The organism is Corynebacterium propinquum DSM 44285, from assembly GCF_000375525.1.
Classification (GTDB): Bacteria; Actinomycetota; Actinomycetes; order Mycobacteriales; family Mycobacteriaceae; genus Corynebacterium; species Corynebacterium propinquum.
Map to the genome: position 1 here is coordinate 41,981 of NZ_AQXC01000007.1, position 11,919 is coordinate 53,899.

An 11,919-nucleotide genomic window follows, 5' to 3' on the forward strand; every position below is an offset into this window, starting at 1 on the left:
CTTCGCTCAAGACCCACGTGGAGCGGCAAGCGCACTAATCCGTACCCGCAGTAGATTTGAATCCACGCAAGCGCAGGCTGTTGCTGACGACAAACACACTCGATAGCGCCATCGCCGCCCCGGCGAGCATCGGATTCAACAAACCGAGAGCAGCCAGGGGAAGTGCGGCGGTGTTATAAGCAAAAGCCCAGAACAGATTGCCTTTGATGGTGCCGAGCGTGCGGCGGGACAGCCGGATCGCGTCGGTGGCTGCCCGCAGATCGCCGCGCACCAGCGTGATGTCGGCGGATTCCATAGCCACATCGGTGCCGGTGCCCATCGCCATGCCCAGATCGGCTTGCGCCAGGGCAGGGGCGTCGTTGATACCATCGCCGACCATCGCGACCTGATAGCCCTGAGCCTGGTATTCCTCGATCACCGCGACCTTATCTTCCGGCATGACTTCCGCTTTCACGTGGTCAATGCCTACTTCGGCTGCGACGGTGTCCGCCACTGCCTGGTTATCGCCGGTCAGCAGCATGGTTTCAATGCCAAGCTCCTGGAATTGCTGGATGGCCGCAGCGCTGGTGGGTTTCACCTGATCGGCCACGGTCAGTACGGCGGCGGGGGAGCCGTCGACAAGCACAGCCAACGCCGTGTGTCCTTGTTGCTGCGCGTCGAAAAACGGCTGCTGCAACGCACCCAGGTCTTCGTTATCTGCCAGGCTTGGCTTGCCGACGGCGACCTGGCGGCCATCCACCACTCCGCGCACGCCAGCGCTGCGGATGGATTCGAATTCGGTGACCTCGCTGAGGCTGCGGCTGTCGTTGGCAGGCTTGTCCGCTGCTGCCCGGGCGATCGCGCGGCCAATCGGGTGCTCGGATTCGTGCTCCAGGCTTCCGGCGAGATGCAGGACTTCGTCACGGTTGACGCCTTCGGCGGTGATGACGTCGGCAAGCTCCATCACGCCGGTGGTGACGGTGCCGGTTTTATCCAGGACGACGCGATCAATGCCGCGGGACTGTTCGAGTACCTCTGGGCCCTTGATCAGCACGCCCATCTGTGCGCCACGGCCGGTGCCTACCAGCAAAGCAGTGGGAGTTGCCAGCCCCAGCGCGCACGGGCAGGCGATGATCAGCACAGCAACTGCGGCGGTAAACGCGGCAGCCCAGTCACCATCGATGAGCAGCCACGCGACCAGCGTGAGGACGGAGACGCCGATGACAATGGGCACGAAGATTCCCGAGATTTTATCGGCCAACCGCTGGGCAGAAGCCTTGCCCGATTGTGCGTCTTCGACCATCTTGGCCATCTGCGCCAATTGGGTGTCTGCGCCGACTTTCGTGGCGCGCACAACCAGTTTGCCGCCGCCGACGTTGATCGTGGCGCCAGCGACAGAGTCCTCCGGGCCTGCTTCTACTGGTATGGATTCACCGCTGAGCATCGAGGTATCAATGGTGCTGTGGCCGGAGACAATCACGCCATCGGTGGCAATCTTTTCGCCATCACGGACGACGAATTCATCTCCGACGGCCAGCTCATCGATGCTGATGGTGGTCTCCGAGCCATCGCGCAGTACCGTGACTTCACTGGCACCGAGATCCAGCAGCGCGCGCAAGGCAGAACCGGCGGTGCGTTTCGAGCGCTTCTCGAAGTAGCGCCCGAGCAGAATGAAGGTGATCACGCCAGCGGCGACTTCGAGGTAAATGTGGCTGAGCCCGTCGCCACGCGAGACGGTGAAATCAAAACCGTGACGCATGCCGGCATCACCCGCCGAACCGAAGATGAGCGCGACCAGCGACCACAGCAGCGCCGAGGAGGTTCCCAGCGAAATCAGCGTATCCATGGTCACGCTGCCGTGGCGCAGGTTTTGCCACGTGGCCTTATGGAACGGCCACCCGGCCCACAGCACGACCGGGAGCGTCAACGCCAGCGAGACCCAGCCCCAGTAGTCGAACTGCCACGCCGGAACCATCGCCAGCGCAATAACCGGTACGGCCAGCACTGCAGAAACGATCAGGCGGCGTCGTAAAGAATCTAGTTCAGCTTCGGCCATCGCATCCTGCGGAGCCTGCGAGCCCGGCGCACTGGCGTCTGGAATGAGCTCTGCGCCGTAACCGGTCTTTTCGACGGTGGCGATGAATGCGTCGGCATCCAAGGCATCCGTGCCGCCGGTGATGGTGGCTTTTTCCGTGGCGTAGTTGACCTGTGCCTGCACGCCGTCATGCTTGTTGAGTTTCTTTTCGATGCGTGCCGCGCAGGATGCGCACGTCATGCCGGAAATATTCAGTTCGATAGTGGATGCAGCGTTGGCTGGGGACGGTGACGGTGACGATGGTGTCGGAGTGGGCATCGTGGAACATGCTCCTTTGCGCGTTGTTTACGCATTACTTACGTGGTGTCTTGTGCGCAGTTTTATGCGCTGCGTTATGCGCGTTCGGCGGTGTAGCCTGCCTCATCAACAGCGGCGATGATGTCCTGATCAGTAGCTGGGGTTTCTGCGCCTTCATGGAAGTGCACGGTGAGTACTCCACTGGCGGCACTGACATCTAAGCCGGAAACTCCGGACAGTTGGGATACTTCTTCGCGTACGGCTTTTTCACAATGCTCGCAGCTCATTCCGGTGACATTGTAGGTTGCTGCTGGGTTGGATGCGTTCTCGGTCGACATCATGAGCCTTTCTGTTGGGGTAATCGTTTTTTGGGACGCTATACGCCTCATGTTATACCCCCATGGGGTATATGACAAGGATAGGTGATGGTCTACATTGCTGGTTATGACAAAACCACGCCGCGCACAGCGGCCTTCATCTAAAAAGCGGCCATATGCTCTGGCCATCGCGTTGGGAATGAGCTTCAGCATTGGGGTTGGTTCTGGTGTGGCTCCGGTAGCAGCCCACGCGCAATCATCGTTCAGCTCCTCCAATGGAGGTGGGCAAGGTAGTAGGCCAGCCCTGCAACCGGCACCGCAGCCGGAGCGTCCAGCACCGCAGCCAGAACGCCCGGAACAGCCTGGCCAACCGGGCCAACCGGGCCAACCAGGGCAACCGCATCAGCCACGCCAAGATTTCAACGTCACGATGTTGGGTGATCTGCTCGGCGTCGGCAAGTCCGATGCCGCCGGTTTTTATTCCGGTGATCTGGGGATCATGCGTGAAATCACCCCGGGTAAGAAATTTGCGGTGGTATTTGGCGATTCTTTCCGTGGCCAGCGTTTTGGGCAAGGTGAATGGATGAGCCCGGTTGGTGTCGTCGCCCAGAAAACCCAGGATGGGCGCATCGAAATCCTGGAGCCACTGAATGACGGCGCCAAAGCTGAACAGCTAATTAAATATTCCCACGGCAATAACGGTCTGACCGTGATCCCATCCGACCTGCTCAACCTCAATGGGACCCTGTACATGCAGGGTATGTGGAATAAACCATTGGGAAACGTCACGCACACGCAAGTTTGGAAATCAGTCGACCACGGCGCTACCTGGCAATCCGTCGGCACGATCGACGGCGGCTATAAGGGTGGGCTGATGCAGCTACTGTCCTGGGAGCAAGGCCCGGATGGTTGGATCTATCAGGTGTCGACGAAATTTGGCCGCAAGCACGACGTGTACCTGAGCCGTATGCAGCCTGGCGAGCTCACCAACCCGCGCGCCTGGCAACATTTCAACCCGCGGACGGGGCAGTGGGAGTCGGCGTCGACAAGAACCCTGCACCCGGTACTCAGCGAGCCTGTACAGGCCGGAGAAATGTCTTTGCGCTATATCCAAGGCCACTGGGTGCTCGCGATGTTCAACGAGCAGACATTAGCCGTGGAGGTCCGGATTTCCCGGGACCTGGCGACCGACTGGAACCGCGTTCCGGTGGCGACCATCGTGCGCAACGGGCCGTGGAGCCAGCCGCAGGGGCCGGATAACTTCTCGCAGCCCTATGGTGGCTACATCACGCCCGGCTCAACCCTGGATAACCTGGACTTGGTGATCTCGCAGTGGAACACCTCGAACAATTCGCGCTATAACTCCACGCAATTCAATGTGCGTGGGCTGGATAAATTCTTCGGTATTGCGGAGGCTGACACAATACAGCCACGTGCGCTGCGCTCGGCGCCGATGCCAGATGCAGACGTTGTGCCGTTCGATGCGGAAGTCCTGGATGTTACCGAGGTGGCTCCAGACGACGCCGTCATACCGCAACTGACCACTGATGAGACCACCACGATCGTCGAACTTGACGACGCCGAAGCTGCCGCGCTGCTGAACTAGCTAGCTCTTGACGATCTTCCGGATGGCCTTCATGGCCTCGTCCAGCGTGGCTTCTGCCTGTGGCCCAGATTGGGTAGCGGCATCGGCCACGCACGAATGGATGTGGTCGTTGAGCAAGTCCAGGGAAATATTTTCTAATGCTGAGGTGATCGCGGAGATCTGCGTGATGATGTCGATGCAGTATTGGTCCTCGTCGATCATTCGTTGAATCCCGCGAGTTTGCCCTTCCACGCGGCGTAAACGGGACAGGTAGCGGGATTTATCTGCGCTGTACCCATGCTCGTGGTGGGTGCACGGGCAATGATCGTCGTCCTGTTCTGTACGTCGTTGCATGTTCTGTGTGTCTGTGGTTTGTGCGTCGGTGGTCTGTGTATCCATGGTCTGTGTATCCATGGTCTGTGTATTCATGGTCTGTGCGAGTTCTTGTGGGGTATCCGCAGCGCTCATACTCGTAGATTACTGGTTGCTTAGCACCGCATACAAACGGCTAAAAATGGTCTATTACCTGCCGTTTTGTGTAATATCACGGCATGTATTAATGTATTGCAAGTCGCCGACACCAAGGAAACAAGGTGTTGAACACGCTAGCCCCCATCGTCTAGCGGCCTAGGACACTGCCCTTTCACGGCAGCGGCACGGGTTCGAATCCCGTTGGGGGTACAAAGAGCTTTCTAAACCTCTTTCACAGTTTGGCCCTGTGGCGCAGTTGGTTAGCGCGCCGCCCTGTCACGGCGGAGGTCGCGGGTTCAAGTCCCGTCAGGGTCGCCAACAAGATCTCGAGTCATCGTTGTAGAAACGGTGCCTCGAGATTTTTCTTTACCAACTCACGCCTAGCTTGTTGGACATATCGTCGAAGATTCGACGCGCGACCACCAAATTTTTCGCGATTGGACGCTGCCTGCCTGGACGGCGTTTCTCGTTGTAATACTCGCCGGAGTCGAAATGAATCCCCGGAGTTCCGGCCAAATAATACGCTAGGTTATCGCCGCCCACAGAAGGAGCACTGAGAGCTTTCGCCACAACACTGGAATAAACCCGGGAAATAACTCCTGATGACGTTTGCGCAAACGAGGTCGCCAGTGCGCCGGGGTGAAAAGACACCGCTGTTAGTCCGTGCAGGTCGAGGTAGCGAGTCAACAGCATATCGCCGAGTTTCGCGTTGCCATAAGCACGGGAAGAACTGAAATTCCGGAAGGTGTTTGGGTCTTTCGGGCGAAAATAAGACATCAACAAATGCGCCACAGAGGCAGTCTGTACGACGGTGGCGTCGTCGGCACGAAGTTTATCTTGCAGAAGCGAAGTCAAGAGGAACGGCGCGACAACGTTGATCTGCCACGTGAGTTCAAAACCATCAGTTGTGGTCACAGGGCCGTCAAAAATGCCGCCGGCGTTATTGGCCAAGGCGTGAATGTGTTCCAGCTGGTTGAGTTCGTCGGCAAGCGCTCGAACCTCCGCCAGGGAAGCGAAATCTGCCGTGAAATACTCTGCGCCGATGGCACTAGCGACGCTGCGTGTCTTGTCTGGATTACGCCCAACGATGATGAGCCGATCACCCGGGCGGTTCTTGTGTAGCGTGTGTGCGGCTGCGGCACCGATTCCATCTGATGCTCCAGTGATGACGATGGTGCGGGGTGCAACATTTTCGATAGGCATACTAGGAGTTTAACTTTATGCGCGTAACTTTGGGCCTGATGAAGAGGTTCGGATGGCGGGTTTATGGTGTTTGTAGTGCAGATTTGCTCAGGTATGCAAACAAACGGTAGTCTTAACCATCGTGCGCAACGGAGTCTGCACAGACAGAATCCGAAGTCACACAAAGTTAATAAGGCCCTGTGGCGCAGTTGGTTAGCGCGCCGCCCTGTCACGGCGGAGGTCGCGGGTTCAAGTCCCGTCAGGGTCGCTCAGGAAAATGCCCGGCATTCACGGAAACGTTAATGCTATGATTATTTTCCTTGGCCAGATAGCTCAGTTGGTAGAGCATCCGCCTGAAAAGTGGAAGGTCAGCGGTTCGATCCCGCTTCTGGCCACATCTAGCCCGTCAGAATGTTTACAGAAACATCCTGGCGGGCTTTGTGCATCGTGGATGCGGACTCGGATACAGGGGAGCCAGGAATGCTGGCATACTGGGGGAGTCAGGTTTTCCGGCACAAGGATCACACGATCCACGGAAACTACATGAGCAAAGGAGAGGTTTCATGACTGCACATAACCAACAAATCACTGATAACCCTGCAGAATCACGCTTTGAATTAACCGTTGACGGCGAGCTGGCAGGTTTTTCTGAATACAAAGACAACGGCGACGTCCGTGAATTTGACCACACCGTGGTGCACGAAGAATTTCAAGGCAACGGCCTGTCCAAGCCATTGATCAAATTTAGCTTGGATCACGCCCGGGACAACGGCCTCAAAATTATTCCTACCTGCCCGGCATACGAGAAATTCCTGCAGAAAAACGAGGAATACCAAGAGCTGGTAGCGAAATAAAAGCGCTAGCCTGAAACCACTCCGCAGCGGCTAAGCCCAGGGGAAGATCCACACGATGAACCAGGGTTTGCAGGCAGCAGGAAAGCCCGGGTGGAAATACCCGGGCTTTAACCATGTGTGTGGACCACGCGCTGTGCACCCCGCTAGGGCGCCTAGTGCGCGGTTCCTAGATGCCTAAGAGCTAGCTGCCTAGACTAGATGTAGTAATCCGGGTCGCGCAGTTTTTCACACTCTTCCTTCTTCCGTGGACGTGCCACAGCGGGGATGCCCACGGCAATGCAATCAGCCGGAACATCCTTGGTTACCACAGCATTGCCACCGACCGAGGAATTCTTCCCGATCGTCACCGGGCCTAATACCTTGGCGCCGGCACCGATAACGACGTTGTCTTCTAACGTTGGGTGACGCTTGGTTTGGGTGAGCACCTGGCCGCCCAGGGTGACACCGTGATACAGCATCACGCCGTCACCAATTTCGGCGGTTTCGCCGATGACAATACCCATGCCGTGGTCAATGAAAAAGCGCCGACCGATCTTTGCACCGGGGTGGATTTCAATTCCGGTGAAAAATCGGTTCAGCTGCGCTAAAACCCGGGCAGGCCCTTTCCAATCTCGCTGCCACAACCAATGGGCAACGCGATGCGCCCAGATCGCGTGTAGACCCGAATACACGATCGCATTTTCGACGGTGCCGCGTGCAGCAGGGTCATGCTCACGGGCATTCTGAAGATCTTCGCGGATGCGGGACACGATCTGGAACATAGACAAGAGCCTAACAGGTGATTAGTCGCGGATGTCTTCGTAGAGCAAGGTGGAAACGTAACGCTCACCGAAGTCTGGGATGATCACGACGATGTTCTTGCCTTCGTTTTCCTCACGAGCTGCAACCTCCAAGGCGGCCTTGACATTGGCACCAGTGGAGATACCGCCCAGAATGCCGTCGTCAACAGCCAGCTTGCGGGAAGCCTTGACGGCGTCTTCGTTGCTGACGGTGATGACTTCATCCAATACGGAACGATCCAGAATCTCTGGGATGAAGTTTGCGCCTAGGCCCTGGATCTTGTGTGGGCCGGCCTTGCCTTCGGTCAGCAGTGGGGAAGCGGCTGGCTCAACGGCGATAGCCTTCAGGTCCTGGTTCTTTTCCTTCAGGTACTTGCCTGCACCAGAGATGGTGCCGCCGGTGCCGATACCAGCAACGAAGATGTCGACGTTGCCGTCGGTGTCTTCCCAGATTTCTGGGCCAGTGGTCTTGTAATGCACCTGGGCGTTGGCCTGGTTAGCGAACTGACGGGCCAGGATGGCGTTGTCTTCGGCCTCAGCGATCTCGTTGGCCTTGTCGACGGCGCCCTGCATGCCGGCTGCACCAGGGGTGAGAACAATTTCTGCACCGTAGGCGCGCAGCAGAACGCGACGCTCGTTGGACATGGTTTCTGGCATGGTCAAGATGACCTTGTAGCCGCGGGCTGCGCCCACCAGCGCTAGGGCGATACCGGTGTTGCCGGAGGTAGCCTCAATAATGGTGCCACCTGGCTTCAGCTGGCCGGATTCCTCGGCGGCATCGACGATCGCGCGGCCGATGCGGTCTTTCACCGAGTTTGCTGGGTTGAAGGATTCTACCTTCGCGTAGACATTCGCCTTGAGGCCCTTGACGGATTCGTTCAAACGAACCAGTGGGGTGCCACCAATGGTGTCCAGAATGTTGTCGTATACCTTACCCATTTGTTGTTCATCTCCTTTGCGGCTGCAGAATCTATGCATTGGTCTGTGTAGCGACTATGCACGGCACTCTGCAATGAAATTGGGGTTTCTTTCTGCGCACCACTATACAGCAAAGGACTAGACAGAGCAGTCTTTATATTCTAGACAGCTAAGTCGGGGGTTTTGCCAACGAAAGTTTCAGCTTGGTGTGAAGTTTCCGATGGGTCGATCGGGGTTAGGTATTACCCCCGTTTTCACGCTACAGTGAGGTCACGCGGTTTTGGAAACACCCAAATGGGTACACCCAGATGAGGAGACTTCATGGATTCCCAACTAGTCAAAGACGATGACGAAGCCATCCGCTCTGCGCTCACGACGCTGAAAAATTCCACCAGCATTCCCGTCACCATGTACGCCACCTTGTTGGCTGATAACCGCCTGCAAATCACGCAGTGGGTTGGGCTGCGTACACCTGCGCTGCAAAACCTCATCATGGAACCAGGAACCGGCGTCGGTGGGCGCGTGGTCAGCACCCGGCGCCCGGTAGGTGTTTCCGATTACGTGCGTGCAAACATCATTAGCCACGAAAATGACCAAGTCATGCAGGACGAAGGGCTGCATTCATTACTGGCAGTGCCAGTCATCGTGCGCCGCGAAATCCGTGGGGTGTTGTACGTGGGTGTGCACTCGCCGGTGCGCTTGGGTGACAAAGTTATCGAAGAAGTTACGATGACTGCCCGTTGTCTGGAACAAGATTTCGCGGTCAATTCTGCGCTACGGCAATTCGAAGCCTCCGTGCCTGCCACGCCGCGCTCAAGTCGCAGCATGAATGGCGCGGAATGGGAGCAGGTGCGTTCCACACATTCCAAACTGCGCATGCTGGCTAACCGCGTCGATGATGACAATATGCGCAAAGAAATCGAGGTGCTGTGTGAACAAATGGTCTCGCCAGTACGCGTGAAGCAATCTACGCGGTTGTCTGCCCGTGAGCTCGACGTACTCTCATGTGTCGCGCTGGGGCATACCAATGTGGAAGCGGCAGAAGAAATGGGCATCGGTGCAGAAACCGTGAAGTCTTACCTGCGTTCTGTCATGCGTAAACTAGGCGCACACACTAGATACGAGGCCGTAAATGCGGCTCGTCGCATTGGCGCCTTGCCGTAAAAATCTGCGTGAGCCCACAAAAAACTCTGCGAGCACAGACGGACTGGCCGAATGCGACCATAAGCAAGGTAGAAATCGGTACTGTTTAACACCGTGAAGGATATATTTTTAGTCACCGGTGGCGCACGCTTGCAGGGCTCGGTCAAAGTCGATGGAGCCAAAAACAGCGTGCTGAAGTTGATGGCCGCGGCGCTGTTAGCAGAAGGTACGACCACGCTGCACAACTGCCCGGAAATCCTTGATGTTCCCTTGATGCAAAACGTGCTGCAAGGGCTGGGCTGTGAGGTGGACATCGATGGTCCCACCGTACGGATCACCACGCCTAGCAGCGAAAAGTTATCCCCGGATGCGGATTTTGAGGCAGTCCGGCAGTTCCGGGCTTCAGTCTGCGTGCTTGGTCCGTTGACTGCGCGCTGCGGTCGCGCTGTCGTCGCGTTGCCGGGCGGCGATGCGATTGGCTCGCGTCCACTCGATATGCACCAATCAGGCCTGGAAAAAATGGGTGCGACTACCCGCATCCAGCACGGTGCTGTCGTCGCGGAGGCAGAAAACCTGCATGGCGCAGAAATCAAACTCGATTTTCCCTCGGTCGGCGCTACCGAAAACATCCTGACTGCCGCAGTACTGACCGCCGGCGTGACCACCCTGCATAACGCAGCGCGGGAACCAGAAATTGTTGATTTGTGCGACATGCTCAATGGCATGGGCGCACAGGTAGAAGGCGCCGGGACGTCGAAAATCGTGATCACCGGCGTCGACAAGCTACACCCGATCGAACACGAAGTGATCGGCGATCGCATTGTGGCTGGCACGTGGGCCTACGCTGCGGCGATGACGCAAGGCGATATTACGGTCGGTGGCATTGCCCCGAAGCATCTGCATTTGCCGCTGGAAAAGCTGCGCAGCGCGGGTGCCGAAATCGAATCGTACGAAAACGGATTCCGCGTGCGCATGGACCAGCGCCCGGTCGCTGTCGACTACCAAACCCTGCCGTTTCCTGGCTTCCCGACAGACTTGCAGCCGATGGCAATTGGCATTTCCGCGCTTGCCGACGGCATGTCTGTGATCACGGAAAACGTGTTTGAGGCGCGATTCCGGTTCGTGGACGAAATGCAGCGACTCGGCGCGGACGCCCAAGTGGATGGCCACCACGTCGTGTTGCGTGGCATCGATGAGCTGTCGTCGACAAGCGTGTGGTCCTCCGATATTCGCGCGGGCGCCGGTTTGGTACTGGCAGCTTTGCGTGCCGACGGGGTGACCACCGTCCATGACGTGCACCATATTGATCGCGGATACCCAAATTTTGTGGAGAATCTGCAGCGTTTGGGGGCAACCATCGAACGCTCCGTTGCATAGTCAGGGTTGCTGGTGCAGTGCCTGGACAAACCGGGGTTTTCGGGGGAATAACCCAGGGAATACCGGAAAACCTTGCCCGGGTGTGAGCCCCATCGGGTAGTCTGCTTGGAGTAATCACGCGCTAGATTTCGCCGAAACTTTCCGGAAAGGTTCGCACCCACATGACGGCTCACGACAATGGCCCACAGCAAAGCTCAGGCACAGGCAAACACGCCACTGGCAAACATGCCGTTGACCCGCAGGCTGAACCACAAGCTGTTCCCGCTGCCCGCGCGCATCGGTTGTCCAAGAAATACGGCTCGGGTGATACGGAAGTTGTCGCGCTTGACGCTGTCGATGTGGTTTTTGAGCGGGGGAAATTCACCGCGATCATGGGGCCTTCCGGTTCCGGCAAATCCACGCTCATGCACTGCATGGCTGGGCTAGATGCGGCTTCTGCAGGGCATTCCTTCATCGGGGATACGGACCTGTCTCAGCTTGGCGATAAAGGCATTACTGAGCTGCGGCGTGACCGGCTCGGTTTTATTTTCCAGTCGTTTAACCTGGTGCCAACACTAACAGCGGCGGAAAATATCACGTTGCCACTGAATATTGCCGGTAAAGACGTAGACCAAGCCTGGTTCGATGAGGTCACGGAGCGTTTGGGCTTGGCCAAGCGCCTGGATCACCGCCCAGCAGAGCTTTCCGGTGGCCAGCAGCAGCGCGTGGCGTGTGCCCGCGCGTTAGTCTCGCGCCCGGAGATCATTTTCGGTGATGAGCCGACCGGTAACTTGGATTCCAATTCCTCGGCAGAAGTGCTGGATATTCTGCGCACCGCAGTCGATAACGATGACCAAACCGTCGTGATCGTGACGCACGATGCGCGTGCTGCCTCTTATGCGGATCGCGTGATTTTCCTGAAGGACGGCACCATCGTCGACGAGCTGTATGGGGCGAGCATGGACGATATTTTGCAGACCATGGCGGGAATTGAGGGCTAAAG

At 57.4% G+C, this 11,919-nt stretch carries 11 protein-coding genes and 4 tRNA genes; 9 read left to right on the forward strand and 6 right to left on the reverse strand.

Features of this window, described 5'->3' with window-relative positions; genetic code table 11:
* Positions 1 to 34: 34 nt before the first annotated feature.
* A complete protein-coding gene (locus B142_RS0107025) occupies positions 35 to 2,332 on the reverse strand; it encodes a heavy metal translocating P-type ATPase (RefSeq protein ID WP_018120842.1) in 2,298 nt (765 codons plus the stop codon).
* 74 nt (positions 2,333 to 2,406) lie between these two features.
* Positions 2,407 to 2,652, reverse strand: coding sequence for a heavy-metal-associated domain-containing protein (locus tag B142_RS12175; protein WP_236588387.1), 246 nt, complete (start codon positions 2,650 to 2,652; stop codon positions 2,407 to 2,409).
* A 103-nt stretch (positions 2,653 to 2,755) separates the two neighbouring features.
* Between B142_RS12175 and B142_RS12180 the strand changes: the two genes are divergently transcribed.
* Complete coding sequence (locus B142_RS12180; RefSeq protein WP_018120844.1) at positions 2,756 to 4,234, forward strand: DUF4185 domain-containing protein; 1,479 nt, start codon at positions 2,756 to 2,758, stop codon at positions 4,232 to 4,234.
* On the opposite strand, the gene B142_RS12185 is transcribed toward B142_RS12180, so the two are convergent.
* Positions 4,235 to 4,567, reverse strand: coding sequence for a metal-sensitive transcriptional regulator (locus B142_RS12185; RefSeq protein ID WP_039734012.1), 333 nt, complete (start codon positions 4,565 to 4,567; stop codon positions 4,235 to 4,237).
* Positions 4,568 to 4,821: 254 nt separating this feature from the next.
* Here B142_RS12185 and B142_RS0107045 point away from each other — a divergent pair.
* Positions 4,822 to 4,894, forward strand: a tRNA-Glu gene (locus B142_RS0107045).
* 31 nt (positions 4,895 to 4,925) lie between these two features.
* A tRNA-Asp gene (locus tag B142_RS0107050) sits at positions 4,926 to 5,002 on the forward strand.
* Between the two features lie 48 nt (positions 5,003 to 5,050).
* Here the strand turns inward: B142_RS0107050 and B142_RS0107055 are convergent.
* Entirely contained in the window at positions 5,051 to 5,887 is an 837-nt protein-coding gene (locus B142_RS0107055; RefSeq protein ID WP_018120846.1) for an SDR family NAD(P)-dependent oxidoreductase, read from the reverse strand.
* A 173-nt stretch (positions 5,888 to 6,060) separates the two neighbouring features.
* Here B142_RS0107055 and B142_RS0107060 point away from each other — a divergent pair.
* From B142_RS0107060 to B142_RS0107070, 3 genes are all read left to right on the forward strand, one after another.
* Positions 6,061 to 6,134 (forward strand) — tRNA-Asp (locus B142_RS0107060).
* A gap of 54 nt (positions 6,135 to 6,188) precedes the next feature.
* A tRNA-Phe gene (locus tag B142_RS0107065) sits at positions 6,189 to 6,261 on the forward strand.
* Positions 6,262 to 6,429: 168 nt separating this feature from the next.
* A complete protein-coding gene (locus B142_RS0107070) occupies positions 6,430 to 6,720 on the forward strand; it encodes a GNAT family N-acetyltransferase (RefSeq protein WP_018120847.1) in 291 nt (96 codons plus the stop codon).
* Positions 6,721 to 6,914: 194 nt separating this feature from the next.
* On the opposite strand, the gene epsC is transcribed toward B142_RS0107070, so the two are convergent.
* Positions 6,915 to 7,481, reverse strand: a complete 567-nt coding sequence (epsC, locus tag B142_RS0107075; protein WP_018120848.1) for a serine O-acetyltransferase EpsC — start codon at positions 7,479 to 7,481, stop codon at positions 6,915 to 6,917.
* A gap of 21 nt (positions 7,482 to 7,502) precedes the next feature.
* Positions 7,503 to 8,438 (reverse strand): cysteine synthase A, encoded by a 936-nt coding sequence (cysK, locus tag B142_RS0107080; protein ID WP_018120849.1) that lies wholly within the window; start codon positions 8,436 to 8,438, stop codon positions 7,503 to 7,505.
* A gap of 300 nt (positions 8,439 to 8,738) precedes the next feature.
* Here cysK and ramA point away from each other — a divergent pair, with 300 nt between their 5' ends.
* The 3 genes from ramA (at position 8,739) to B142_RS0107095 (ending at position 11,917) form a co-directional block, all read left to right on the forward strand.
* Positions 8,739 to 9,581, forward strand: coding sequence for an acetate metabolism transcriptional regulator RamA (gene ramA, locus B142_RS0107085; RefSeq protein ID WP_018120850.1), 843 nt, complete (start codon positions 8,739 to 8,741; stop codon positions 9,579 to 9,581).
* A gap of 93 nt (positions 9,582 to 9,674) precedes the next feature.
* On the forward strand, positions 9,675 to 10,937 hold the full coding sequence (gene murA, locus B142_RS0107090; protein WP_018120851.1) for a UDP-N-acetylglucosamine 1-carboxyvinyltransferase: 1,263 nt from the start codon (positions 9,675 to 9,677) through the stop codon (positions 10,935 to 10,937).
* Positions 10,938 to 11,098: 161 nt separating this feature from the next.
* Complete coding sequence (locus B142_RS0107095; protein WP_018120852.1) at positions 11,099 to 11,917, forward strand: ABC transporter ATP-binding protein; 819 nt, start codon at positions 11,099 to 11,101, stop codon at positions 11,915 to 11,917.
* Positions 11,918 to 11,919 lie beyond the last annotated feature (2 nt).

Excerpts from the sequence above, each read along its gene's own strand:
- B142_RS12180 (WP_018120844.1), top strand. The coding sequence starts at position 2,756 with ATGACAAAACCACGCCGCGCACAGCGGCCTTCATCTAAAAAGCGGCCA.
- B142_RS12185 (WP_039734012.1), bottom strand. The coding sequence starts at position 4,567 with ATGCAACGACGTACAGAACAGGACGACGATCATTGCCCGTGCACCCAC.
- epsC (WP_018120848.1), bottom strand. The coding sequence starts at position 7,481 with ATGTTCCAGATCGTGTCCCGCATCCGCGAAGATCTTCAGAATGCCCGT.
- ramA (WP_018120850.1), top strand. The coding sequence starts at position 8,739 with ATGGATTCCCAACTAGTCAAAGACGATGACGAAGCCATCCGCTCTGCG.
- B142_RS0107055 (WP_018120846.1), bottom strand. The coding sequence starts at position 5,887 with ATGCCTATCGAAAATGTTGCACCCCGCACCATCGTCATCACTGGAGCA.
- B142_RS12175 (WP_236588387.1), bottom strand. The coding sequence starts at position 2,652 with ATGATGTCGACCGAGAACGCATCCAACCCAGCAGCAACCTACAATGTC.
- B142_RS0107095 (WP_018120852.1), top strand. The coding sequence starts at position 11,099 with ATGACGGCTCACGACAATGGCCCACAGCAAAGCTCAGGCACAGGCAAA.
- cysK (WP_018120849.1), bottom strand. The coding sequence starts at position 8,438 with ATGGGTAAGGTATACGACAACATTCTGGACACCATTGGTGGCACCCCA.
- B142_RS0107025 (WP_018120842.1), bottom strand. The coding sequence starts at position 2,332 with ATGCCCACTCCGACACCATCGTCACCGTCACCGTCCCCAGCCAACGCT.
- B142_RS0107070 (WP_018120847.1), top strand. The coding sequence starts at position 6,430 with ATGACTGCACATAACCAACAAATCACTGATAACCCTGCAGAATCACGC.